A 22,466-nucleotide genomic window follows, 5' to 3' on the forward strand; every position below is an offset into this window, starting at 1 on the left:
GCTTCAGCAAGTCAGCCAATAATGTTTGCGTTTACGCCAACTACCGGGTGCCGCTCGATGCGCAATGTTTCGATCAATCTGCTGGATGACACACCACGCCCGGTGGTGGCGATCGGTACGGATTATTCCCACGGCTATCTGTTGCCACGTCATACGCATCGGCGGGCGCAATTGTTGTACGGCGCGACCGGGGTGATGCAGGTCAGCACGCATGACGGCAACTGGGTGGTGCCGCCGCAGCGGGCGGTGTGGATTCCGCCGGGGGTGGCGCATGAGGTGTTGATGCTGGGGGTCAGCACTCGCAGTTTGTATATCGAGCCGGGGGCGGTGGATCTGGGTGAACGTTGTCAGGTGATCAGTGTGTCGCCGTTGATGCGGCACTTGTTGATGGAAGCCGTGGAGCTGCCGCTGACCTATGACCTGACCGGGCGTGACGGCGTGCTGATCGACTTGTTGCTGCATGAGTTGTTGCGCAGTGCGCCACTTCCCTTGCATATCCCGCTGCCGCCTGACGGAAGACTGCTCGAACTGTGTCAGACCTTTCTGCAACAGCCGAATGCCCACCAATCCCCCCAGCATTGGGCCGATCAACTGCACGTAAGCTTGCGCACCTTCAACAGACTGTTCCGTCAGCAGACCGGCCTGAGTTTCAGTCAATGGCGCCAGCGCGCCTGCGTGGTACTGGCGCTGGCACGCCTGGCGGTGGGTGAAGCGGTGACGCGGATTGCCCTGGATTTCGGTTATGACAGCCCGGCGGCGTTCTCGACGATGTTCCGTCGGACCCTCGGTCAGGCACCGTCCGTCTGGTTGGAGCCGGCGAACTAGGGCAAATCAAAAAATGCGTTTGATCCCGGCCGAAAACAACTGTACAAAAACACAGTACATTTTCCATCAGCACTCTCGAGCCCGGAGCACACCATGGCCTCTTCAGCGATGAACCTCATCCTCGAACGTATCGCCCTTTTCCAGTTCACCCCGACTCATTGCGTCCAGGCCCGAGGGATGTTGGGCTGGAGCGTGGAACAACTGTCGCGGGAGGCAGGGGTTTCGGTAGACGACATCCAGCGGTTCGAAGCGCAGCAGGACGTGGCGGATTCGGCGCGGCTGGCGTTGACGTATCGGTTTGAAGCGCAGGGGTTGGTGTTCTTTCCGGGGTTTGCGCCGGGGCGCTCGACAAGCAGTGGTTCGACAGTTGAATCGGTGCGTGGGGATTATGCGATGGCGGAGTGATCCGGTTCGCCTCATGGAGGCGAACCTGTATCAGTGTTCAGGCCCCCTGCACCACCGCCTCACTCTCCCCTTCAACCGCCAGCCACCACGCATTCCCGCGTTGCGGTTGTGCCAGGTTGAACGCCTCGCCCATTTGCGGGGTGGTAATGGAAACACTGCGCTCCCAGGCCAGTGCCAGAATGCGGTCAAACGGTTCATGCCACGCATGCATCGCCAGATCGAACGTGCCGTTGTGGATCGGAAACAGCCAGCGGCCCTTGAGGTCGATGTGGGCTTGCAGGGTTTCTTCCGGTTGCATGTGCACGTGGGGCCATTCGACGTTGTAGGCACCGGTTTCCATCAGGGTCAGGTCGAACGGGCCGAACTGTTCGCCGATGCGTTTGAAGCCGTCGAAGTAGCCGCTGTCGCCGCTGAAGAAAATCCGTGTGTCACCGTCGATGATCACCCACGAAGCCCATAGGGTCTGGTTGCCATCAAACAGGCCACGGCCGGAGAAGTGCTGCGACGGGGTGGCGATGAAGCGGATGCCGGCGACTTCGGTGCCCTGCCACCAGTCGAACTGGCGGATCTTGCTGGCATCGATGCCCCATTTGACCAGCGTGTCACCGACACCCAGAGGGGTGAGGAACACGTTGACCTTGTCTGCCAGTTTCAACACCGCTTCGTAGTCGAGGTGATCGTAGTGGTTGTGCGACAGGATCACCGCTTCGATCGGTGGCAACTCGTCGATGCTGATCGGTGGCTGGTGGAAGCGTTTCGGGCCGGCCCATTGCACCGGCGAAGCGCGCTCGGCGAATACCGGGTCGGTGATCCAGAACTTGTCCTGCAGCTTCAGCAGCAGGGTCGAGTGACCGAGGCGATAGACGCTGTGATTGGGCGCGGCGATCAGGTCGGCGCGGGTCAGTGGCTGTACGGGAATGGCCGACGCAGGTCGGGTATTGCGCGGTTTGTGGAAGATCATGTTCCACATGATGCGCAGCATCTTGCGCACTCCTTCGCGCTGCACCGGCGCGTGGTTGCGGAACGTCCCTTCGGCCTGGCGCGAAGCTTCAGGTACAGGACTGACCGCGGAAGAAATTGATTTGGCCATGACTGAATGACTCCAGAAAAACCGCGCAATTCACGGTTTTCCACGGTGGGACGATAAATGGCCAAGGCACGCACGCATCAGCCGGACATCTGGTTTTAGGTTGCACCGATTAACGCAACATTACACTGATCGGTGTACTTTCTAGGTTGCATGAATCCGGATGACAAGTAAACTGCCGAGTGTAATTTCCTCTTTTTTCCTGCCGAATCGAATTTATGACAGCTCCAACGCGCCTCACCGACCGCAAACGCGAAGCCATCATCCTGGCGGCCATTTCCGAATTCCGTGCCAACGGTTTCGAGGTCACCAGCATGGACAAAATCGCGGCCACCGCCGGGGTGTCGAAGCGCACGGTGTACAACCATTTTCCCAGCAAAGAAGAGCTGTTCGCCGAAATTCTCAACCAGTTGTGGGCACGGATCAGCACCGAGCAAGCCGTGTCGTATCAACCCGACCAACCCTTGCGCGATCAACTGCGAACGATGCTGCTGGCCAAACTGCAGATGATGGCGGACGACAATTTCATGGATCTGGCCCGGGTCGCCATAGCCGCCGCGATCCACTCGCCCGAGCGTGCGCAGAACATGGTGGCGCGCATGGGCGAACGTGAGGAAAGCGTGACCGTGTGGATCCGCGCCGCTCAGGCAGATGGCCGGTTGAAAGCGGTCGATCCGGAGTTCGCCGCGCATCAGGTGCAGGGGCTGCTCAAATCCTTCGCCTTCTGGCCGCAGATTTCCATGGGCCAGCCCTCGCTCGACAGCGCCACGCAAAATGCCGTGGTCGATTCGGCACTGGACATGTTCCTGGCCTGCTATCAGCTCTAGATCACGTCTGCGCCGCGTAAATGGCTCACAAGGACACTGAATTTTCCCGCTGGAATAAATGACAATGTCTGTCATTGACCGATGAACGGTCGCTCTGAAGAATTACACTGCAAAGTGTTTCAGAATGAATCTGGCGAAGAACATCATGGAAAACCAACGCGGCAAAGGCTTGTCATTCGCCAGACGTATCTATTTGCCACGTGCCATTGGATTGGGGATCGGTTTCTTCAGCGTCGGCGCCGCGCTGTATCCATTGAATGTGCCGGCGTGGCTCTGGGCAATTCTGCTGTTCAACGGTTTTCTCTGGCCCCACGTCGCCTATCAATGGTCGACCCGCTCGGCTTTCCCCTACCGCGCCGAGCGCCGCAATCTGCTTTATGACTCGGTGTTTGGCGGTTTCTGGACGGCATGTTTCCAGTTCAACCCGCTGGTCACCGTGACCATTCTGTCGATGATGACCATGAACAACGTCGCCGCCGGCGGCCGACGTCTGTTCCTGCTCGGCGCCCTCGCCCAGTTGATCGGCGTGCTGCTGGGCTGGTCGCTGTTCGGGGTCAAATTCACCCTGACGGCAACGCAGACCCAGGTCTGGGCGTGCCTGCCGATGCTCACTCTTTATCCGCTGGCACTGGGCATGGTCTGTTATCGGCTGGCGATCAAACTCGCCGAACACAAACGCACCTTGAGTGCCCTGAGCCGCACTGACAGTCTGACCGGTCTGCTCAACCACGGTGCCTGGAAAGACCTGCTGCACCTCAAGTTCCAGCAGTGCCGCGAACACAACAGCCAGGCCACCCTCGCGCTGATCGACGTCGATCACTTCAAGGTGATCAACGACAGCTACGGGCACATCGTCGGCGATGCGGTGCTCCAGCAACTCAGCCGCGAACTCAAGTCCTTGCTGACTGAAAGTGAACTGGCCGGGCGTTACGGCGGCGACGAATTCTGCGTGATCCTGCCCAATCTGCCGCTGAGCAGAGCCGAAACGCTGATGGAGCAACTGCGCCAGTCCCTGCACCAATACCGTCATCCCGATGTGCCGGAGTTGCGGGTCAGTCTGAGTATCGGGCTGGCACGTTTTCACCCGACCTACCCGGATGCGCTGCACTGGCTGGATGATGCCGACAAGGCGCTGTACACCGCCAAACATACGGGCCGCAACACGATCAGCGTCGCGCTGAGCCGCTCCAATGCCTGACAGGATTTGTACGACAAAGTGACACCGCACTTTCTTGTACAAGTTTAATAAGTTTGTATAAGATCAGATCGCCAGCCTGGATGCTGGCACTTTAGTGGTCATTGCCCAATGTCGTCAGCTCGTTCGGCCGGCCAGCGCAGGAACAGGGACAACACCTCAGCCCTATTTCCGGAGCGCACCCCGCATGTTTTTCAATCGCCATCAGTCCGTCATCGCTGACCTGCAACACACCATCACCGAGCAATCCGGTTTGCTCGAAGCCATCGACCGCTCCATGGCGGTGATCGAGTTCGATCTCGACGCCGTGGTCCTGCGCGCCAACGACAATTTCCTGAAGACCACGGGCTACAAGGCCGAACAGGTGATCGGTCAGTCCCACCGCCAGTTCTGCCCACCCGAATTTGCTCGCAGCAGCCAGTACACCGAGCTTTGGTCGAAGTTGAAAAACGGTCAGTTCCAGTCCGGCACCTTCGAGCGCGTCGACAGCCAGGGCCGGCCGATCTGGCTCGAAGCCAGTTACAACCCCATCAAGGATGCGTCGGGCCGCGTGGTGAAAGTGGTCAAGTACGCCATGGACGTCACCGCCAAGGTGCAGCAGGAAAGCGAAGCCAACGCCAAATTGCAGGCCATCGACCGGGCCATGGCGGTGATCGAGTTCGATCTCGACGGCAACATTCTTACAGCCAATCAGAATTTTCTGACGCGCATGGGCTACACCCAGGCCGAACTCAAGGGCAAACATCACCGTTTGTTCTGCCCCGCACATCTGGTCAACAGCAGCGCCTACCAGGACTTCTGGCGCCGGCTCAATCAGGGCGAGTTTTTCCACGGGCAGTTCGAGCGCATCGACAAACACGGGCGAACTGTCTGGCTGGAAGCCAATTACAACCCGGTGTACGACGCCGCCGGGCGCCTGTGCAAAGTGGTGAAATTCGCCTCGGACGTCACCGCCCGGGTCGAGCAGCACGAGCAGGATGCCCGCAGCGCCAGCGCCGCTTATCACATCTCGGTCGCCACCCGAAAAGTCGCCGAGCAAGGCACACAAGTCATTCAGCAAGCGGCCAGCGAAATGCGCGAAATTGCCGATGACATCGCCGAGTCGTCGACCCTGATTGCCCAGCTCGGCGAGCGCTCCGAGCAGATCACCGCCATCGTCAACACCATCCGTGCGATTGCCGACCAGACCAACCTGCTGGCGCTCAACGCGGCAATCGAGGCGGCGCGGGCTGGTGAGCAAGGACGTGGTTTTGCGGTGGTGGCCGATGAAGTGCGGCAACTGGCGGCCCGCACCAGCGGTTCGACGGCGGAGATTTCCAACATGATCGGCCTGATCCAGAGCGAAACCCGTCAGGCCATCAAAAGCATGGATGGCACCCGTGGTCGCGCGGCCCAAGGCGTCGAGCTGGCGGATCAGGCGGGGACGGTGATTCTGCAGATTCGCGATGGCGCCAGCGAAGCCGTGGACGCGGTGAGCATGTTCGCCAACGAGCGTGCGCCCGGATAGGCCGACACGGGCGACGCAGGGCTATAGTGATTCAACGTCCCAAGCCCTGCCGAGTCCGTCATGACCACCGAAAAAAACGAATCCCCCGCCGCGTCTGTCGATCACCTGCGCTTCCACCGCCCTCACGCCCACCTCAACACAACCTTCGGCAACGACAAGTTCGCCCTGCGCGCCGAGGCGTTTGCGCGATTCTTCGGTACGCCGACCTTTCTTGGCGCGCAAACCCTGATCGTGGTGCTGTGGGTTTGCCTGAACATGTTTGGCGTCACGACCTTCGACGTCTATCCGTTCATCCTGTTGAACCTGGCGTTCAGCCTGCAATCGGCCTATGCCGCACCGCTGATTCTGCTGGCCCAGACCCGTCAGGCCGCGCGGGACAAAGCGCAATCGGACGCCGACGCGCAGCACCGGGAAGCCCTGGCCGTGGCCAATTCCGAGCGTCAGGTCCAGGCCGCGAAGAACACCGCGCAGTTGCTGGAGCTGCTGGAGCAGAACACCCGGCTCACCGAAATGACCAAGAACCTCACCGAGCGCATCGAAGGCCTGACCCGCGAGCTGCACGATCACATGCGCCAGAACCCGCAGGCCTGATCACGGCAAACGCAGCGCCCGCCCCAGTTCATCGAACAGCGTGACCACCGAGCGCAACGCGCGGCAGTCCGGCCGGGTCAGCAGCCACAGTGCGGTGTCGTAGCCGTGCAGCGGTTCGCTCAAGGCTTGCAGACCTTCGGTGATCAGAAAGTCCGGCAACGCCGCGACGCCGAGCCCGGCACGCACCAGTTCCGTCACCGACAGCATGCTGTTGCAGCGATAGCCCGGTGTCACGCCGGGCAAGTGCTGGCGGCGCCAGACCACGGTCGGGTGATCGGGCAGGAAATCGTCCGGGGCGATCCAGGTCATGGCGATCAGATCGGATGCATCGATGTTTTGCAGATAACGCTCACTGGCACAGACCCGGTAGGAAATCTTCGCCAGTTCCCGTCCGACCAGATGCTCCGGTGGTGTGCGTGTCAGGCGCAGGGCGATGTCGGCATCGCGGCGGCTGAGGTTGGCGAAATCATTGGAGGTGCTCAGCTCGATGGTCAGCGCCGGGTAGTTCGGCATGAACTGCTCCAGCGCCGGCAGCAGCAGACCTTGCAGCACCGAATCGGTACAGGTCAGGCGCACCGTGCCGCTGACCACTTCACCACCCTGCTCCACACCGATGCGCGCCGCTTCCAGTGCCTGCTCGGCGCGTTCGGCCTGCTCCGCCAGGGTCTGCGCAAGGCTGGTGGGCAGGTAGCCGGCGCGGCTTTTTTCGAACAGTTGCTGACCGAGTGCGGCTTCCAGTCGGCGCACGGCGCGGAACACGGTCGACACATCGACCTTCAGCAGCTGCGAGGCCCGGGCCAGCGAGCCGCCGCGCACCAGAGCGAGAATCAGCGCCAGATCCGGGAAGTCGAGTCGATAGTGCGTCGCTGCATTAATCACTTGGGGAAACGCCCATATTGAGTGCGTGAACGCCAATCTATAGTGAGCGTCATCCCTCAACAAGCACAGCGAGTACTCATGGAATCCAGAGCCCTGCGCATCGCCCTGATCGGTGACTACGATCCACAAGTCACCGCCCATCAAGCCATCCCCGTTGCCCTCGGCATGGCGGCAGAACACATTCGCCGACCCGTGGATTTCGAGTGGCTGGCCACAGACCGGATTCACCTCGACACACCGCTCGACGGCTTCGACGGTTTCTGGTGCGTCCCGGCCAGCCCTTACAAAAGTGAAGCTGGCGCGCTGCGGGCCATCCGTTTTGCTCGCGAACAGCAGCGACCGTTCCTCGGCACCTGCGGCGGTTTTCAACATGCGGTGCTGGAGTTTTCCCGCAACGTATTGGGCTGGGCCGATGCCGAGCACGGCGAAACCTCACCCGATTCCAGCCGCGCGGTGCTCTCGCCACTGACCTGCTCACTGGTGGAAGCGGTGGACAGCATTCATCTGGTGTCCGGTTCGTTGATCGCCAAGGCGTACGAAACGTCCGAGATCCGTGAAGGCTATCGCTGCCGTTTTGGTGTGAATCCGCAGTTCGAACGGGAATTGCTGACCCATGACCTGCACGCCGTGGGCCACGATTCGGCAGGCGATCTGCGCGCCATCGAACTGAAAAACCATGTGTTCTTTGTCGCGACGTTGTTTCAGCCAGAACGTGCCGCACTCAAAGGGCAATTGCCGCCATTGGTGCGCGCGTTTGTCGAAGCCTGCGCGGAGCAACCTCGATGAAACCGGACACTGAGTGTTTCGCCGTGATTTTCACCTCGACCCGCACCGAAGGCGACAACGGCTACGCCGAGGCGTCCGAGCACATGATGCAATTGGTGGCCGGGCAACCGGGGTTTCTCGGCATCGATTCGATCCGGGGCGCGGACGGGATGGGGATTACGATTTCGTATTGGGAGAGCGAGGCGGCGATTCTGGCCTGGCGCGAGCACCCGGAGCACCGGGTGATTCAGGCGCGTGGGCGGGCCGAGTGGTATTCGGCGTTTCATACGCGGGTGTGTCGGGTTGAGCGGGAGTATCGGTTCGGAAAGTGAGGGCTGATCGGCCGCCATCACCAGCAGACCGGCGATGGCGGCAAATGAATTACCGAAAAGCCTCAGTCCTTCACCAGACTGCGCACCGCCTCAATCTCCGGCACTTCACGCTTGCTCATATAAACGCGCAACGGTTCGGTGATGTTGATCCGGTCGTCGATGTGCTGATCGAGCAGCAACTGGATCAGCTCGCGCTTCAGCGTCATGGTCTGTTCCGTCGCGGGGGCCCAGACGAATTCGCTGGCGGGAATGATGCCGTCATCGGCCACCTCCATGCCGAACGAATCTTCGCTGAAACGTACGATGTACTGGCCGGTCTTGCGGTTGAGGCCGACAAAGCCCTTGAGGTCGTCGGCCGCCTGGCAGATGAGTTGGGATGTGATGCGCATGGTAAACCTCACAAGAGTGATCGAAGGTTTACACGCAGGGCATTGAGGCACACCCTCTGCCGGGGTGGTTGCCGTGGCCAAGCGTACTGCAAACAAACGCACAAAAGTGCGGAAATTTTCGCTTTCAGTACGTTTATGTCGGTCTTGCGATAGCACGTTTTCGTTTGAGTTGCTAAAAGGGACATCTTCGAAAATACCTGCGAAAGGACCTCGACATGCCCGCCACGTTTACCAAAAGCGCTCTGCTGCTGAGCCTGATGCTCGGCCTCGGCCAGGCCCATGCCGCCGCCCAGCCAAGCCCTGTTGCACTCGCTGCCTCCGAGGGCATTCCGCACCCGGCGGTGATCGCCCACCGTGGCGCCTCTTTCGACGCACCGGAATCCACCGCAGCCTCCTACAAACTGGCCCGGGACCTCGGCGCCGACTACCTGGAAATGGACCTGCAGCGCAGCAAGGACGGCGTGCTGTTCGCCCTGCACGACAACAACCTGCAACGCACCACCGACGTCGCCACCAAGTTCCCGGATCGCAAGGACAGCCCGGCCAACGCCTTCACCATGGCCGAACTGAAAACCCTCGACGCCGGCAGCTGGTACAACAAAGCCTACCCGGATCGCGCGCGTCCTTCCTACGTCGGCCTGCAGATTCTGACCCTGGACGAAATCATCGACATCGCCCAGGCCAACCCGCAGCACAAGCCGGGCCTGTACATCGAAACCAAGGAACCGCAACTGTTCCCGGGTATCGAGCATGACCTGAAGGAAAAACTCCAGGCCCGCGGCCTGCTGATTCCGGCCGGCGCCAAACCGGCGAAAAACGTCGCCAGCGTCGGCGAAAGCAACGGCAAGGTGATCCTGCAGACCTTCGAGAAAAACAGCCTCGAACTGCTGCAAAAGGAAATGCCGCAGGTGCCGAAGATCCTGTTGCTGTGGGTCGGCGAAGGCAGCATCGAGCCGAAATCCAAGGTGACCTTTGCCGAGTCCGGCGAGAAGGACAAGAACGTTTTCTACGGCAAGCAAGAGCCGAAATCCGAAGCTGAATTCAAGCAATGGATCGACTACGCCAAGGCCCAGGGCGCCATCGGCACCGGTCCTTCGGCCAAGCTGACCCAAGGCGGCGATCAGAGCTATTCGGATCTGGTGCAGCCATGGATGAACAAGTACACCCACGACAAGGGCCTGCTGGTGCACGTCTACACCGTCGATGAGCCGGTGGACTACGAGAAAGTCATGGCTGCCGGCGTCGACGGCATCTTCACCAACCGCGCCAGCGAACTGCTGAAGTTCTACAAACGCCCGGCCGCCGCCAGTGTGGATCAGGTGTTGAAGAACAACGGTTTCTGATGCAACCGGACACCCCGTGGACAGGCCGCCTCTGGCTGGGGCACGACCATGGCCTGATCCACGGGATGTCGGGGCGCACTGCGCCCCACTCCCACTATGCGCATCAACTGATTCTTGCGCCTGACCGGCCAGTGACTGTGCTGGTCGAGGACAACCCCGTCACCACTTCCCGACTGGTGATTACGTCCCAGATTCGCCATGCGATTGTCGAGGCGCCGGATCCCGTGTTCACCGTGTATGCCGAACCGTTGCGGTTTGACGCCCAAGTGCTGCGCGACGCGCTGTTCGACAGTGAGCTGTCGATGTCGGCATTGGATCACGCCATTGGCCAATGCCCACGACGCCCGCTGAATGACCCGCGAATCGAACGCGCCCTCGCCACTGTCGATGCCTCACTGTCGAGCAAAGTCGCCGCCAGTGCCGTGGCCGATGCTGCGCACGTGTCCATGAGTCAGTTGCAGCGATTGTTCGTCAGCCAGGTCGGTTTGCCGGTGCGGCGACTTGTGTTGTGGCGACGATTGCGACTGGCGATGGCTTCAATAATCGCCGGCAGTCCGGTGACCGACGCCGCCCACGCCGCCGGGTTTGCCGACTCGGCGCACTTCTCCCGCAGCCTGAAAAAACTCTTCGGCGTCACTGCGCGTCAGGCGTTGCAGCACATCGAATTGCGCTTGCTGGACTGAGTCAACGTCGCAAGCCGTCCGGCACTTTCGGTTCCTTGCCCAGCGTTGCCGGTTCGAATGGATCGAGCAACTGCGCCACATAGTCACGCGGAAAATCCGGACGACTGCCGATGCCCAGGTCGCCCTCGCCGATCCGGTATTGCTCAGTGTAAAAACCGGTTCCCAGCAGCCAGTCCCACAAGGTAAAGAACAGCCCGAAATTGACGTCACCGGCGCGCCCGTACTTCATGTGATGAAAGCGATGCAGCGGCGCCCAGGCGAAAATCCAGCGCAACGGGCCGACGCGCATGTCCACATTCGAATGCTGCAGCAACAACTGGATCGCAATGGCGAACGCCAGCAACACCGCCACCTCGGAAGGAATGCCCAGCACCAGCAACAGCAACAATCCCGCCGTCGCTTCCAGCAATTGATGCAGTGGATGCTTCATCAAACCGTTGAACCCGTAGAGCCGCTCGACGCTGTGATGAATCGCGTGCAACCGCCACATCCACGGCACCCGGTGGCTGGCGTAATGCATCAGGCTCACGCCCGCATCGGCGATGAAAATCGCCAGGCCGACTTGCAGCCACAACGGCCAGTTCGACGGCCAAGCACCGTCAATCGCCAGCAGCGTCACCAGCCCCGGCAATGCCAACAGGCCGATGGCGTTCAGCGCTTCGTTGACCAGCGCGTGCAGCATGTCGCGACGACGATCACCGGCCGGGCGATTCCAGTTCACTTCATACGGCAGCACCCATTCGGCGGCGAACGACACCGCCAATGCCAAACCAAACAACGGCATCAACCACAGCAGCGAATACCCCGCCAACCCAATCCCACCGCCAATAAATCCAAGCCAAAACAACGGCGCGTACAACCACGAAAAAATGCGTTTCATGTCCACCTCCCTTGATCGAAGGCCGAGCATGAAAGTTGCCCGCGAACGGCGATTGAACAAACGACGCAAACACCGGCGGCGATTTTTAAGGGTGAATTAAGTTGCGGTGACTAACCTGAACTCACTTGAACGAATCACCCAAAGGAATAACCGATGAAAACCCTGACTGCCCTGTTTACCGCTGCCGCCCTGACCCTCACCGCTGGCCTGGCCCAGGCTGACGTTCGTGTCGATCAGATCCCTGAGCTGGTCAAATCCGGCAAGATCAAGCCACTGGAAGAGCTGAACAAGATTGCCCTGGCCCTGCACCCGGGCGCGACCATCGTCGACACCGACCTGGACAACCATTTCAACGGCTATGAGTACGAAGTCGAACTGCGTACTGCCGATGGCAAGGAATGGGACGTGGATCTGGATGCAGCAACAGGCAAGGTCCTGAGCAACAAGCAGGATCACTGATTGCCCCATACGAAAAAGCCGCACGATTTTCGGATCGTGCGGCTTTTTTGTGTCTGCGACTTATGCAGAAGTACTGACCAACGCCCCCGACGTACTCGAATCAGATTGCTGCAACGCCGCCAACAACGCCGCCGTCGCCGTCTGCAACGAAGCGGACGTCGTCGCGATCTGCGATTGCGCAGCCGCAACATCCGCAGCCTTGGCGTCCTGGCTTTCCTGCTTCGCCTGAGCCGCTTGCAGCGCCTGTTGTTGTTCCTGCAATTGCTTTTGCAGCTCGGCGATCTGCTTGCGCAGCTCTTTTACCGTATCCGATTCATCGCTGCTGGAGCTGCTGTCCCCCGATGGTGCAGCACCGCCGCCCGCCGCCACTTTGCTGGTGTCAGCCTTCACACCGGTACTGGCCGCTGCTGTGGTCGATGTATCGTCGCCCGTGTCGGCAATCGAGGTTTTGCTGGTAGGTGTGGTGACGGTCTGATTGATCGAAACAGACGTGATGCTGACCATGGGAAATCTCCAATGACGGTTATGAATAACCGGCCATCGGCGATGCACACATGAAATTGAGATCGACTGTGTACCGACTCGGTAACCGGGCCGGTACACAGTCGCTGGCGGGTCAGACGCTCAGGCGAGCGGTGACGTCGTTGAGTTGGCCGGAGAGGCCGTGCAGGTTCTGGCTGGCGCTTTCGGTGCGCTGCACGTTGTCGAGGTTAGTGCTGGCGATCGAGGTGATCTCGGTCAGGTTGCGCGAGATGTCTTCGGCGACCGAGGTCTGCTCTTCGGCGGCGGTGGCGATCTGGCGGTTCATGTCGCGAATCGCTTCCACCGCATGGGTGATGCGCTCGAGCATGGCGCCGGCCTGAGTCACTTGCTCGACGCTTTCATCGCTGCGGGTCTGGCCGCTGTCGATGGCGAGGGCCGCATCCACCGCGCCGGTCTGCACGCTCTGGATGATCTGGTTGATCTCGATGATCGACTCCGCCGTACGCTGCGCCAAGTTACGTACTTCGTCGGCCACCACCGCAAAACCACGCCCGGCTTCACCGGCACGGGCCGCTTCGATGGCCGCGTTGAGCGCCAGCAGGTTGGTCTGCTCGGCGATGCCGCGAATCACTTCCAGCACCTTGCCGATGCGCCCGCTGTCGGCTTCCAGACGACGGATCACCGTGGCGGTGTTGGCGATTTCGCCGCGCATCTGGGTGATGCTGTGGATGGTGCTCTGCATGACTTTCTCGCCCTGCTGGGCGGACTGGTCGGCATCGTCGGCAGCGCGCGCCGCATCGGCCGCATGACGGGCGACTTCCTGAGCGGTGGCGGACATTTCGTTCATTGCCGTGGCCACCTGATCGGTGCGGTTGAACTGCTCGTTGGTGCCGCCGGCCATCACGGTGGCGATGGCGTTCAACTCGCCGCTGGCACTGTCCAGATCCTTGGCGCTGCGCTGCAGATGGTTGAAGGTTTCGGCGAGGAAATCGCGCAGTGTGTTGGCCGCGGCGGCCAGATTGCCCAGTTCGTCCTGACGGTCGCTGGCCACACGCTCGACCAGACGGCCCTTGCTCAACTGAGTGACGTAGTCGATGAGTTTGCGGATCGGTTCGACCAGGTTGCGGTTGACCAGCCACAGGCTCAGCAGACCGATCAACAGACCGGACGCGAGCATCACCAGAATCCCCAGCATCACGGTGCGATCGGCGCTGGCGCTGATCAGTGCCGACTGCTCGGTGCCCTGCTTGCGCAGCTCGGCCACCAGCTCGCTCATCTGGTCACTGGCGGCGCGGTCAACGCCTTTGACCGCCACGTCGCCCGCCGTCGGATCGGCACCGGCGGCTACGTAGGCATCGCGACCTTTCTGGTACGCGCTGCCGAGCAGGCGATGTTCTTCACGCAGACGTTCGATGCGGGTTTTCAGCGAAGGCTCGAGGCCTTTCTGGTTGGCCAGTTCACCGAGGATGTTCTGCACATCGCGCTGACGGTCTTCGAACTGGCCCCAGTACTTGGCCAGATCTGCCGGTTGCTTGCCGCGCAGCAGGACGTTTTTCCACTCCTGGACCTGCACCTTGAATTGCAGGTTGGCTTCGTCGATCAGTTGCGAGGTGTGCAAGGGACCGGCGATCAACTGGCTGTAGCTTTGCACGCCGTTGGACAGGAAATGAAAGCAGGCCAGCGCGATCAACAGCATCGCCAGCAGGCTGCCGCTCAGCAGGGCGAGAATTTGCGCTCTCAGGGATTTTTGCAGCATCGCAGGTACTCGGGACAGGGATGAGGCACGCCCGACTAGGCGTGAATTGTGGCCGGACATCCGTGTCGGCGGACCTTGGCTCATGGCCGAAGGCGCGCAACCTAACTCATGCGTGATCGGCGTGCCAGAGCACTTCTTGAGAAAATTCCGACCGCCGGTAAGGCATTGATTTTGACGTCATTTCACCGTCACCAAAACGTCACACTGCATTGCAATGATGCGGCTCAGGTGAATCTGCAAATCCCGCAACAGACGCCTTTCTTGCAGCGAGACTTCATGAACCACAGCCTGGATATCAGCCATCGCGATCCTGATCTGTTTGGCCTGCTTTACGGCTTCCGTTTTCGCCCGGGCGAGCGCGGGCGCGAAGTGGATTCGGCGACTGCCCTGCGCTGCCTGCAGGACGACAGCGACAGCGACGAATTCCTCTGGCTGCACCTGAACCTCGCACATGCCGCGTGCGAGCGCTGGATGAAAAGTCATCTGCAATTGCCCCAGGAATTTTTCGAGGCGCTGCACGAGGGTTCGCGCTCGACCCGCATCGAGCATGTCGATTCGGCGTTGCTGGCGGTGGTCAACGACGTGGTGTTCAACCTCAGCAGCATGGTGTCGTCGGACGTGTCGACGCTGTGGGTCTGCGTGCGCAGCAAACTGATCGTCAGTGCGCGCCTGCAACCGCTGCACTCGGTGGACAAACTGCGTTCGTCGGTGAAGGCCGGCGAGTGCTTTCGCTCGCCGTCGGAATTGCTCGTGCACCTGCTGCGCGACCAGGGCGAAGTCCTGACGCAGATCGTGCGCAAGACCAGTATGAGCGTCGATCAGGTCGAGGACGAGTTGCTGTCCTCGCGGCTGTCGACCAACCGTGCCGAACTCGGCGCCAACCGTCGGGTGCTGGTGCGCCTGCAACGGCTGCTGGCGCTGGAGCCGGGCTCGCTGCTGCGCCTGCTCAACCGGCCGCCGCCCTGGTTGCAGAAGGAAGACGTGAAGGAGCTGCGCAAGTCCACCGAGGAGTTTGCGCTGATCATCAACGACCTTACAGCCCTCGGCGAGCGGATCAAGCTGTTGCAGGAAGAGATCGCCGCCAACCTCAACGAGCAGAGCAACCGCACGCTGTTCACCCTGACCGTGGTCACGGTGCTGGCGCTGCCGATCAACATCATCGCCGGCTTCTTCGGCATGAACGTCGGCGGCGTGCCGCTGGCCACCGATCCGGAAGGGTTCTGGATTCTGGTGGCGCTGGTGGCCACGTTCACCGTGATTGCCGGGCGCTGGGCGTTTCGCAAACGCGGGGATTATTAGGACCGGCGGCGCGGCTAATCCACCGAACACTGATCTGCCGCAGTCTCTCTGTAATATTTAGCAACGATCATGGGCGACACTCCTTCCCTCGCTCAGGATTGTCCTCCCATGGCTACTCCCTCCCTGACCGCCAGCCCGGCCCCCGCTTCCAGCGGCAGGCCGGCGCTCGACAAGAAAACCGGCCCCTTCACTTACGTGGTGTTCTTCGCCGTACTGGCCATGGGAATGCTGTTTACGGCCTACAGCCTGATGCACGACATGCACGAACTCGGCACGGTGGTCACCACCTGGACGCCGTTCCTGCTGCTCGGCGTGGCACTGCTGATTGCGCTGGGCTTTGAGTTCGTCAACGGTTTCCACGACACCGCCAACGCTGTGGCCACGGTGATCTACACCCACTCGCTGCCGCCGAATGTGGCCGTGGTCTGGTCGGGTTTCTTCAACTTCCTCGGTGTGTTGCTTTCGAGCGGTGCAGTGGCGTTCGGCATCATCGCGCTGTTGCCGGTGGAACTGATTCTGCAGGTCGGCTCGTCCGCCGGTTTCGCGATGATCTTCGCCCTGCTGATCGCCGCGATTCTGTGGAACCTCGGCACCTGGTGGCTGGGCCTGCCGGCCTCGTCGTCGCACACGCTGATCGGTTCGATCATCGGCGTTGGCGTGGCGAATGCCCTGATGCACGGTCGCGACGGCACCAGCGGCGTGGACTGGGCCCAGGCGACCAAAATCGGTTACGCGTTGCTGCTGTCGCCGCTGGTGGGTTTCGGTTGCGCGGCGCTGTTGCTGCTGGCGCTGCGTGCGTTCGTGAAGAATCGTTCGCTGTACAAGGCCCCGGAAGGCAACACCCCGCCGCCGTGGTGGATTCGCGGTCTGCTGATCGCCACCTGCACCGGTGTGTCCTTCGCCCACGGTTCCAACGACGGCCAGAAAGGCATGGGCCTGATCATGCTGATTCTGGTCGGCACCTTGCCGATGGCCTACGCGCTGAACCGCACCATGCCTGCCGATCAAACGCTGCAGTTCGCGGCGGTGGCCGAAGTCACCCAGCAGGCGCTGGTGAAAAGCGCCCCGCTGCCGGCCCCGGCCGATCCGCGTCCGGTGCTTTCGGATTACGTGCGCAGCAAGGAAGCCACGCCGCAACTGATCCCGGCCCTCGCCGCGCTGACCGGCCATATCGGTGAAGAAGTGAAAGGCTACGGTTCGCTGTCGAAAGTCCCGGCCGAGGCCATGGGCAACGTGCGTAACGACATGTACCTGGCCAGCGAAACCATTCGCCTGATGGACAAGAACAAGGTCGGCACCTTCGACGCCGACACCACCGGCAAACTGCAATTATTCAAGCAGCAGATCGACAACGCCACGCGGTTCATTCCGCTGTGGGTGAAGATCGCCGTGGCGATTGCGTTGGGGCTGGGCACCATGGTCGGCTGGAAACGGATCGTGGTCACGGTCGGCGAGAAGATCGGCAAGACCCACCTGACCTACGCCCAGGGCGCGTCGGCGGAAACCGTGGCGATGCTGACCATCGGCGCCGCCGACATGTTCGGCCTGCCGGTGTCGACCACTCATGTGTTGTCTTCGGGCGTGGCCGGGACCATGGTCGCCAACGGTGGCGGCCTGCAGATGAAGACCATCCGCAATCTGCTGATGGCGTGGGTGCTGACGTTGCCGGCGGCGATTCTGCTGTCGGGCAGTCTGTATTGGCTGTTCACCCAGATCTTCTGATCGATCCGAATCCCTGTGAGAGCCTTTGCTCCCACAGGGATTTGCGGCGGAAATCAGAGCGTCGAGCGGATCAAATCCCCCAGCCAGTCCATGAACACCCGCACCCGCAACGGCAGATGCCGCTGCCTCGCGTACAGCAGTGAAATGCCCATCGCCGGCGCGGTGTATTGCGGCAGTACCGTCACCACCTCACCGGTGTCCAGATAGGTATTCATCCCGGTACGCGGCACCTGGATCAGGCCAAATCCCCCAAGACACGCCGACTCATAGGCATCGGTGCTGTTCACCGTCACGCTGCCGGCCATCGGTATGCGATGGACCTGCCCGTCCTGCTCGTAAACAAACCCTTCCGAACGCGAACCCAGCACACCGACGTAATGCACCAGCCGATGCTGCGCCAGATCCTCAAGCGTCTGCGGCACGCCGTAACGCTCGAGATACGCAGGGCTGGCGCAGTTGATCATGCTGAAGTCCCCCAGATGCCGCGCCACCACCGACTGATCGGGCTGCGCACCGATGCGCACCACGCAATCGAAGCCTTCGGCGAGCAAGTCGACCCGGCGATCGGTGCTGCTGATTTCCAGTTCCAGGTTCGGATGCCGGGCCATGAATTCCGGCAGCTTCGGCATGATCAGCCGCCGCGACAGAATGTTCGGCATATCGACCCGGATCCGTCCGGTCAGCGACGCTTCGTCCTGACGGAACAGGTTCTCGATTTCGTCCATGTGCGACAGCAGATCCTTGCTGCGCTCATACAGCGCGAGGCCGTCCTGAGTCGCCTGCACCCGGCGCGTGGTGCGTTGCAACAGGCGTGTGCCGAGCAGGGCTTCCAGCGCCTGCACCTGCTCGGACACCGTCGAACGCGGCAGCCCCAGACTCTCCCCTGCCATCGTGAAACTCGACAATTCGCTGACCCGGACGAAGGTGCGCAGCAATTCCAGTTTGTTCATGGGCCACCTGTTGATTGTTCGGCATGACCGACCAGTGATTCCGGTTTCAGTCTGTTTATCACCCCACAGCGGATAAATAAACTTTGCTGCATCAACCGTCACTGCTCTCGAGGAAATCCCATGAACCGCAAAATCGCATTGATCACCGGCGCCAGCCGTGGCCTCGGCAAGAACGCCGCCCTGCACCTCGCCGCGCAAGGCGTGGACATCATCGGCACCTACAACAGCCGCGCCGATGAAGCGCAATCGCTGGTCGAAGAACTGAAAACACTCGGCGCCAATGCCGTGATGCTGCAACTGGACGTCGGCCGCAGCGAAGGTTTTGCCGAGTTCGCCGTGCGGGTCGAACAGGCACTGCAACAACTCGGACAGCCGCGCTTCGATTTCCTGATCAACAACGCCGGGATTGGCGTACATGCCTCCTTCGCCGACACCACGCCGGAGCAGTTCGACCTGCTGATGAACGTGCAGTTGAAAGGGCCGTTCTTCCTGACTCAGCAACTGCTGCCGCTGATCAACGATGGCGGGAGAATCATCAACATCTCCAGCGGTCTGGCCCGTTTCACCCTGCCGGGTTATGCGGCCTATGCGGCGATGAAAGGCGCGATGGAAGTGCTGACCCGTTATCAGGCCAAGGAACTGGGTGCGCGGCAGATCGCCGTGAATATCCTGGCACCCGGCGCCATCGAAACCGACTTCGGCGGCGGCGCGGTGCGCGACAATTCGGCGTTGAACGCCATGGTCGCCAGCAACACGGCGCTGGGCCGTGCCGGTCAGCCGGATGACATTGGCGGCGCACTGGCGTTGTTGCTGTCGCCGGGGGCGCAATGGATCAACGGTCAGCGGATTGAAGCGTCGGGCGGGATGTTTCTCTAAGCCCGAACAAAATCCGGACAAAAAAAATCGCAGCCTGTGAGGGCTGCGATTTTTTGTTTTCAGCTCTGGCAGAGACTGCGCATCACCAGTCGCTCGCGCACCACGTCATAACCCCAGTGGTAGATGTAGGTGTACGGCAGGAAGAACAGCAGCACGCCGATGTCGAGCAGGAACGCCTGCCACAGACTGACCGACAGCCACCAGGCAATCAGCGGCACGCCCATCACGATCAGCCCGCCCTCGAACAGCAGCGCGTGCGCCACTCGCACCCAGGCGTTGTGAGCGATGTTCCAGCGCTTGAGCATGCGGTCGAAGAAGCCGTTGAACACCACGTTCCAGCCCAGGGCCAGCAACGCGATAGCAATGGTGACGGCGCCCATTTCGACCAGCGGTTTGCCCATGATCCACGCCAGCAACGGCGTACAGATCAGGATCGCCAGCAGTTCGAAACCGATGGCCTGGAAGATACGTTCAGTGATGGATTTGTTGGCAGTCATGGCCGAAGTCCTCTGTGAAGATGGTTGCCATGATCCCGCACCATACCGATACTTCATAACCAATAACCATCGATCAAGGCGATAGTTCATGGCTTCTCAGGAAGTGTTACTGGCGTTTGTCCAAGCGGCGACTCAAGGCTCATTTTCAGCGGCGGCGCGCAAACTTGGGCGCAGTCAGTCGACGGTGAGTGCGGCGGTGGCCAGTCTGGAAATCGACCTGGACCTGGTGCTGTTCGACCGCAGCAGCCGCAAACCGACCCTGACCCCGGCCGGCCACGTGATGCTGCAACGGGCCGAGGCGATTCTGTCCGCCACCAGCCGTCTGGAAATGACCGCCCGGCAATTGGCTCAAGGCGTCGAGCCGAAACTCACGGTGGCGATTTCCGACACTTATCAGTCCGATCGTTTCGAAGCCGCATTGGTGGGCTTCGAGCAGCGCTACCCGGATCTGGAGCTGGAATGCCTGATCGCCGAGTGCGATGACCTGATCGAACTGGTGCAACGCGGTCGGGCGCATCTGGCATTCGCCGAGATGCAGGACAACTACCCGCCGGATCTGGCGACCGCGACCGTCGCCGAGCGTACTGAAATCGCCCTGTTCGTCGGCCGAAACCATCCGTTGGCAGCGCTGGAATCCGTCGATCAAACAGTCCTTGAACAGCATCGCGAGCTGCGTCTGGCCACCATCGTCAATCCCTATGACAGTCGCGGCAAAGGCCGGGTGTGGTCGGCGCCGAGTTATCTGATGCTGCTGGAGATGGCCCAGAAAGGCTTCGGCTGGGCACCACTGCCGCGCTGGCTGGTGGAGCATTTCGGCAATGACTCGCTGGTGGAACTGAACGTGCGCGGCTGGCCAAAACCGGTGTTCGTCGACGCGTTGTGGTCGCGGCTGTACCCGCCGGGGCCGGCGGGGAGCTGGTTGCTGAGCAAGATGCTGGAATAGCGGTGCCCTCAATCGCTAGCAGGCTAGCTCCCACAGATGATTTGTGAACAACACACACCCGGCGTGGGAGCCAGCCTGCTGGCGATGGCGGCCGCTCAGGCCGCTGCAATATCGACCGGGCGGTTCACCTGAAAATACTCGTGCAACCCGCGCATCGCCGGCAATTCCAGCGCCTGCGCCGCATAACACAACCCCACCCGCCGGGTCGGCGCGGGCAGGTGCAGCGCTCGCACCACGATTCGCTCATGCCCGCTCACCAGCGACTGCGGCAACATCGCCACGCCGACACCTGCCGCCACCATGTGCAACGCCTGTTGCAGTGAACCGGCATGCCCCGCCACCGCTTCCGGCGAGCGCCCGTACAGCGCCATCAACCGCTGATGAGACGGATGCTGCGGACAGGTGATCCAGTCCTCGATCGGTGCCCAGCCTGCCTGCGCGTTGGCCATCGGGTGATCGAGGGGCAGCGCCATCACATAGGACTCTTCCCACAACGGAAGGAACAGCTCGTCCTCGCAGCACATTTCCTCGACCGCCAGCCGACCATCGCCGTGACAGCCCTCTTTCAGCGTCAGCAGCAGATTGGGTAATGCCTGATGGGCCGTGCGCACGAAAGCTTCGATGTGGCTGGCGGCGATGTCGCCCTCAATGCCGAGGGTCAGCGGCGCGCGGTTTTCGCGGCCGCGAAACATCCGGCTCAACGCCTCGGATTCGGCCACCATCCGCCGCGCCTGCGGGTACAGCAGTCGCGCTTCGTCGCTGACTTCCACACCACGGGGCTGGCGCACGAATAGCGTCGCGCCGAGTTCTTCTTCCAGCTGTTTGATGGTCACCGACAACGTGGGCTGACTGATGAACAGCCGTTGCGCGGCGGCGGTGATGTTGCGTTCCTCGAACACCGCGAGGAAGGCTTTGAGATGGCGGATATCCATAGGAGATTCCGATGGCAGACAGAGAAATAAGGCATTTTTCAGCTTTCAGCGGGCTAAATATACTGCGTCACGAATCTGGTTATTTGTTTTTCTTATCTCAGGAGTCCAACCATGGGCAAGCCATTGATCATCATCACCGGCGCCAGCTCGGGCATCGGCGAAGCCACCGCCCGCCGCTTGAGCGCTGCCGGCCATCCGCTTTTGTTGCTGGCGCGGCGCATCGAACGCCTCGAAGCGCTGGCCCTGCCGAACACCCTCAGCCGCCGCGTCGACATCACCGACCGCACCGCGTTGCTGGCCGCTGTGGCCGAGGCCGAAGCGCAGTTCGGCCCGGCCGACGCGCTGATCAACAACGCCGGGGTGATGCTGTTGGGCGAGATGAGCAAACAGGATCCGGCGCAGTGGGACCAGATGCTCGACGTCAACGTGAAGGGCCTGCTCAATGGCGTGCACGCGGTGGTTGCCGGGATGATCGAGCGCAAGCACGGCACCATTATCAACGTCAGCTCGGTGGCCGGGCGCAAGACCTTCCCGAACCATGTGGCGTATGTCGGCACCAAGTTTGCGGTGCATGGATTGTCGGAAAATCTGCGTGAAGAGCTGTCGCCGCATAACGTGCGGGTGACCACGATTGCGCCGGGCGCGGTGGAAACCGAATTGTTGAGCCACACCACGGATGAGGCGATCAAGACCGGGTATCAGGCTTGGAAGCAGGACATGGGCGGCACGGTGCTGAGCGCCGAGGATGTGGCGACGGCGATTGCTTATGCGTATGGGCAGCCGCAGGGGGTTTGTATTCGAGAGATTGTGATGGCTGCTACGCGCCAACAGGCCTGATCCC

Annotated in this window: 25 protein-coding genes; 16 read left to right on the forward strand and 9 right to left on the reverse strand. The window is 61.2% G+C overall.

From position 1 onward, the window contains the following. The first annotated feature begins 57 nt into the window (after nt 1-57). Both AC07NR_RS16830 and AC07NR_RS16835 read left to right on the forward strand, forming a co-directional pair. Complete coding sequence (locus AC07NR_RS16830; protein WP_495078996.1) at nt 58-825, forward strand: AraC family transcriptional regulator; 768 nt, start codon at nt 58-60, stop codon at nt 823-825. A gap of 93 nt (nt 826-918) precedes the next feature. Next, entirely contained in the window at nt 919-1,230 is a 312-nt protein-coding gene (locus AC07NR_RS16835) for a helix-turn-helix domain-containing protein (RefSeq protein WP_495078997.1), read from the forward strand. Between the two features lie 37 nt (nt 1,231-1,267). On the opposite strand, the gene AC07NR_RS16840 is transcribed toward AC07NR_RS16835, so the two are convergent. After that, the gene (locus AC07NR_RS16840; protein WP_495078998.1) at nt 1,268-2,320 is read right to left on the reverse strand and encodes an MBL fold metallo-hydrolase; all 1,053 of its coding nucleotides are present in this window, start codon (nt 2,318-2,320) and stop codon (nt 1,268-1,270) included. A 215-nt stretch (nt 2,321-2,535) separates the two neighbouring features. Between AC07NR_RS16840 and AC07NR_RS16845 the strand changes: the two genes are divergently transcribed. The 4 genes from AC07NR_RS16845 to AC07NR_RS16860 all read left to right on the forward strand — a co-directional run bounded on the left by AC07NR_RS16845 (nt 2,536) and on the right by AC07NR_RS16860 (nt 6,437). Next, nucleotides 2,536-3,144 (forward strand): TetR/AcrR family transcriptional regulator, encoded by a 609-nt coding sequence (locus AC07NR_RS16845; protein WP_085709705.1) that lies wholly within the window; start codon nt 2,536-2,538, stop codon nt 3,142-3,144. 145 nt (nt 3,145-3,289) lie between these two features. Beyond that, nucleotides 3,290-4,342, forward strand: a complete 1,053-nt coding sequence (locus AC07NR_RS16850) for a diguanylate cyclase (RefSeq protein ID WP_495079203.1) — start codon at nt 3,290-3,292, stop codon at nt 4,340-4,342. A 184-nt stretch (nt 4,343-4,526) separates the two neighbouring features. Beyond that, entirely contained in the window at nt 4,527-5,846 is a 1,320-nt protein-coding gene (locus AC07NR_RS16855) for a methyl-accepting chemotaxis protein (RefSeq protein ID WP_192552220.1), read from the forward strand. A gap of 60 nt (nt 5,847-5,906) precedes the next feature. Beyond that, nucleotides 5,907-6,437, forward strand: coding sequence for a DUF1003 domain-containing protein (locus AC07NR_RS16860; RefSeq protein ID WP_495078999.1), 531 nt, complete (start codon nt 5,907-5,909; stop codon nt 6,435-6,437). Here AC07NR_RS16860 and AC07NR_RS16865 read toward each other — a convergent pair whose 3' ends face one another. After that, nucleotides 6,438-7,379: a LysR family transcriptional regulator gene (locus tag AC07NR_RS16865; RefSeq protein ID WP_495079000.1), complete on the reverse strand. Its 942-nt coding sequence runs from the start codon at nt 7,377-7,379 to the stop codon at nt 6,438-6,440. It abuts the gene before it with no gap. 15 nt (nt 7,380-7,394) lie between these two features. On the opposite strand from AC07NR_RS16865, the gene AC07NR_RS16870 reads away from it, so the two are divergent. Both AC07NR_RS16870 and AC07NR_RS16875 read left to right on the forward strand, forming a co-directional pair. Then, nucleotides 7,395-8,102: a CTP synthase C-terminal region-related (seleno)protein gene (locus AC07NR_RS16870; protein WP_305833409.1), complete on the forward strand. Its 708-nt coding sequence runs from the start codon at nt 7,395-7,397 to the stop codon at nt 8,100-8,102. Then, a complete protein-coding gene (locus tag AC07NR_RS16875) occupies nt 8,099-8,413 on the forward strand; it encodes an antibiotic biosynthesis monooxygenase family protein (RefSeq protein WP_305833410.1) in 315 nt (104 codons plus the stop codon). The genes AC07NR_RS16870 and AC07NR_RS16875 overlap by 4 nt, the downstream gene beginning before the upstream one ends. Before the next feature lie 62 nt (nt 8,414-8,475). Here the strand turns inward: AC07NR_RS16875 and AC07NR_RS16880 are convergent, their stop codons facing one another. Continuing rightward, entirely contained in the window at nt 8,476-8,802 is a 327-nt protein-coding gene (locus AC07NR_RS16880; protein ID WP_495079001.1) for a DUF2025 family protein, read from the reverse strand. Nucleotides 8,803-9,017: 215 nt separating this feature from the next. Here AC07NR_RS16880 and AC07NR_RS16885 point away from each other — a divergent pair, with 215 nt between their 5' ends. Both AC07NR_RS16885 and AC07NR_RS16890 read left to right on the forward strand, forming a co-directional pair. After that, nucleotides 9,018-10,145 carry a glycerophosphodiester phosphodiesterase gene (locus AC07NR_RS16885; RefSeq protein ID WP_495079002.1) on the forward strand — a complete coding sequence of 376 codons (1,128 nt, stop codon included), beginning with the start codon at nt 9,018-9,020 and terminating at the stop codon, nt 10,143-10,145. After that, a complete protein-coding gene (locus tag AC07NR_RS16890; protein ID WP_305833411.1) occupies nt 10,145-10,828 on the forward strand; it encodes a helix-turn-helix domain-containing protein in 684 nt (227 codons plus the stop codon). Before AC07NR_RS16885 ends, AC07NR_RS16890 begins: the two co-directional genes overlap by 1 nt. A 1-nt stretch (nt 10,829) precedes the next feature. Here the strand turns inward: AC07NR_RS16890 and AC07NR_RS16895 are convergent, their stop codons facing one another. Further along, nucleotides 10,830-11,708, reverse strand: coding sequence for a sterol desaturase family protein (locus tag AC07NR_RS16895; protein ID WP_495079003.1), 879 nt, complete (start codon nt 11,706-11,708; stop codon nt 10,830-10,832). Between the two features lie 153 nt (nt 11,709-11,861). On the opposite strand from AC07NR_RS16895, the gene AC07NR_RS16900 reads away from it, so the two are divergent. Continuing rightward, nucleotides 11,862-12,167 carry a PepSY domain-containing protein gene (locus tag AC07NR_RS16900; protein WP_065259299.1) on the forward strand — a complete coding sequence of 102 codons (306 nt, stop codon included), beginning with the start codon at nt 11,862-11,864 and terminating at the stop codon, nt 12,165-12,167. A 60-nt stretch (nt 12,168-12,227) separates the two neighbouring features. On the opposite strand, the gene AC07NR_RS16905 is transcribed toward AC07NR_RS16900, so the two are convergent. Both AC07NR_RS16905 and AC07NR_RS16910 read right to left on the reverse strand, forming a co-directional pair. After that, nucleotides 12,228-12,671 carry a hypothetical protein gene (locus AC07NR_RS16905; protein WP_495079004.1) on the reverse strand — a complete coding sequence of 148 codons (444 nt, stop codon included), beginning with the start codon at nt 12,669-12,671 and terminating at the stop codon, nt 12,228-12,230. A gap of 112 nt (nt 12,672-12,783) precedes the next feature. Then, a complete protein-coding gene (locus AC07NR_RS16910) occupies nt 12,784-14,406 on the reverse strand; it encodes a methyl-accepting chemotaxis protein (RefSeq protein ID WP_495079005.1) in 1,623 nt (540 codons plus the stop codon). A 276-nt stretch (nt 14,407-14,682) separates the two neighbouring features. Here AC07NR_RS16910 and AC07NR_RS16915 point away from each other — a divergent pair, with 276 nt between their 5' ends. Further along, the gene (locus AC07NR_RS16915) at nt 14,683-15,705 is read left to right on the forward strand and encodes a transporter (RefSeq protein ID WP_305833414.1); all 1,023 of its coding nucleotides are present in this window, start codon (nt 14,683-14,685) and stop codon (nt 15,703-15,705) included. 108 nt (nt 15,706-15,813) lie between these two features. Beyond that, nucleotides 15,814-17,427 (forward strand): inorganic phosphate transporter, encoded by a 1,614-nt coding sequence (locus tag AC07NR_RS16920; protein WP_134827847.1) that lies wholly within the window; start codon nt 15,814-15,816, stop codon nt 17,425-17,427. A 53-nt stretch (nt 17,428-17,480) separates the two neighbouring features. Here AC07NR_RS16920 and AC07NR_RS16925 read toward each other — a convergent pair whose 3' ends face one another. Further along, entirely contained in the window at nt 17,481-18,377 is an 897-nt protein-coding gene (locus tag AC07NR_RS16925) for a LysR family transcriptional regulator (RefSeq protein WP_495079006.1), read from the reverse strand. A gap of 120 nt (nt 18,378-18,497) precedes the next feature. On the opposite strand from AC07NR_RS16925, the gene AC07NR_RS16930 reads away from it, so the two are divergent. Further along, nucleotides 18,498-19,253 carry an SDR family NAD(P)-dependent oxidoreductase gene (locus AC07NR_RS16930; protein WP_114884982.1) on the forward strand — a complete coding sequence of 252 codons (756 nt, stop codon included), beginning with the start codon at nt 18,498-18,500 and terminating at the stop codon, nt 19,251-19,253. A 59-nt stretch (nt 19,254-19,312) separates the two neighbouring features. Here AC07NR_RS16930 and AC07NR_RS16935 read toward each other — a convergent pair whose 3' ends face one another. Next, the gene (locus tag AC07NR_RS16935) at nt 19,313-19,750 is read right to left on the reverse strand and encodes a multidrug/biocide efflux PACE transporter (protein ID WP_495079007.1); all 438 of its coding nucleotides are present in this window, start codon (nt 19,748-19,750) and stop codon (nt 19,313-19,315) included. 88 nt (nt 19,751-19,838) lie between these two features. Here AC07NR_RS16935 and AC07NR_RS16940 point away from each other — a divergent pair, with 88 nt between their 5' ends. Next, nucleotides 19,839-20,693, forward strand: coding sequence for a LysR family transcriptional regulator (locus tag AC07NR_RS16940; protein WP_495079008.1), 855 nt, complete (start codon nt 19,839-19,841; stop codon nt 20,691-20,693). A gap of 95 nt (nt 20,694-20,788) precedes the next feature. Here AC07NR_RS16940 and AC07NR_RS16945 read toward each other — a convergent pair whose 3' ends face one another. Beyond that, nucleotides 20,789-21,625, reverse strand: coding sequence for a LysR family transcriptional regulator (locus AC07NR_RS16945; protein WP_495079009.1), 837 nt, complete (start codon nt 21,623-21,625; stop codon nt 20,789-20,791). A gap of 111 nt (nt 21,626-21,736) precedes the next feature. On the opposite strand from AC07NR_RS16945, the gene AC07NR_RS16950 reads away from it, so the two are divergent. Then, nucleotides 21,737-22,462 carry an SDR family oxidoreductase gene (locus AC07NR_RS16950; protein WP_495079010.1) on the forward strand — a complete coding sequence of 242 codons (726 nt, stop codon included), beginning with the start codon at nt 21,737-21,739 and terminating at the stop codon, nt 22,460-22,462. Nucleotides 22,463-22,466 lie beyond the last annotated feature (4 nt).

The organism is Pseudomonas sp. GW821-FHT09C09, assembly GCF_059418105.1.

Coding starts and splice junctions, on each gene's coding strand:
- AC07NR_RS16830 (WP_495078996.1), top strand. CDS start 58: ATGCGCAATGTTTCGATCAATCTGCTGGATGACACACCACGCCCGGTG.
- AC07NR_RS16835 (WP_495078997.1), top strand. CDS start 919: ATGGCCTCTTCAGCGATGAACCTCATCCTCGAACGTATCGCCCTTTTC.
- AC07NR_RS16840 (WP_495078998.1), bottom strand. CDS start 2,320: ATGGCCAAATCAATTTCTTCCGCGGTCAGTCCTGTACCTGAAGCTTCG.
- AC07NR_RS16845 (WP_085709705.1), top strand. CDS start 2,536: ATGACAGCTCCAACGCGCCTCACCGACCGCAAACGCGAAGCCATCATC.
- AC07NR_RS16850 (WP_495079203.1), top strand. CDS start 3,290: ATGGAAAACCAACGCGGCAAAGGCTTGTCATTCGCCAGACGTATCTAT.
- AC07NR_RS16855 (WP_192552220.1), top strand. CDS start 4,527: ATGTTTTTCAATCGCCATCAGTCCGTCATCGCTGACCTGCAACACACC.
- AC07NR_RS16860 (WP_495078999.1), top strand. CDS start 5,907: ATGACCACCGAAAAAAACGAATCCCCCGCCGCGTCTGTCGATCACCTG.
- AC07NR_RS16870 (WP_305833409.1), top strand. CDS start 7,395: ATGGAATCCAGAGCCCTGCGCATCGCCCTGATCGGTGACTACGATCCA.
- AC07NR_RS16875 (WP_305833410.1), top strand. CDS start 8,099: ATGAAACCGGACACTGAGTGTTTCGCCGTGATTTTCACCTCGACCCGC.
- AC07NR_RS16880 (WP_495079001.1), bottom strand. CDS start 8,802: ATGCGCATCACATCCCAACTCATCTGCCAGGCGGCCGACGACCTCAAG.
- AC07NR_RS16885 (WP_495079002.1), top strand. CDS start 9,018: ATGCCCGCCACGTTTACCAAAAGCGCTCTGCTGCTGAGCCTGATGCTC.
- AC07NR_RS16890 (WP_305833411.1), top strand. CDS start 10,145: ATGCAACCGGACACCCCGTGGACAGGCCGCCTCTGGCTGGGGCACGAC.
- AC07NR_RS16895 (WP_495079003.1), bottom strand. CDS start 11,708: ATGAAACGCATTTTTTCGTGGTTGTACGCGCCGTTGTTTTGGCTTGGA.
- AC07NR_RS16900 (WP_065259299.1), top strand. CDS start 11,862: ATGAAAACCCTGACTGCCCTGTTTACCGCTGCCGCCCTGACCCTCACC.
- AC07NR_RS16905 (WP_495079004.1), bottom strand. CDS start 12,671: ATGGTCAGCATCACGTCTGTTTCGATCAATCAGACCGTCACCACACCT.
- AC07NR_RS16910 (WP_495079005.1), bottom strand. CDS start 14,406: ATGCTGCAAAAATCCCTGAGAGCGCAAATTCTCGCCCTGCTGAGCGGC.
- AC07NR_RS16915 (WP_305833414.1), top strand. CDS start 14,683: ATGAACCACAGCCTGGATATCAGCCATCGCGATCCTGATCTGTTTGGC.
- AC07NR_RS16920 (WP_134827847.1), top strand. CDS start 15,814: ATGGCTACTCCCTCCCTGACCGCCAGCCCGGCCCCCGCTTCCAGCGGC.
- AC07NR_RS16925 (WP_495079006.1), bottom strand. CDS start 18,377: ATGAACAAACTGGAATTGCTGCGCACCTTCGTCCGGGTCAGCGAATTG.
- AC07NR_RS16930 (WP_114884982.1), top strand. CDS start 18,498: ATGAACCGCAAAATCGCATTGATCACCGGCGCCAGCCGTGGCCTCGGC.
- AC07NR_RS16935 (WP_495079007.1), bottom strand. CDS start 19,750: ATGACTGCCAACAAATCCATCACTGAACGTATCTTCCAGGCCATCGGT.
- AC07NR_RS16940 (WP_495079008.1), top strand. CDS start 19,839: ATGGCTTCTCAGGAAGTGTTACTGGCGTTTGTCCAAGCGGCGACTCAA.
- AC07NR_RS16945 (WP_495079009.1), bottom strand. CDS start 21,625: ATGGATATCCGCCATCTCAAAGCCTTCCTCGCGGTGTTCGAGGAACGC.
- AC07NR_RS16950 (WP_495079010.1), top strand. CDS start 21,737: ATGGGCAAGCCATTGATCATCATCACCGGCGCCAGCTCGGGCATCGGC.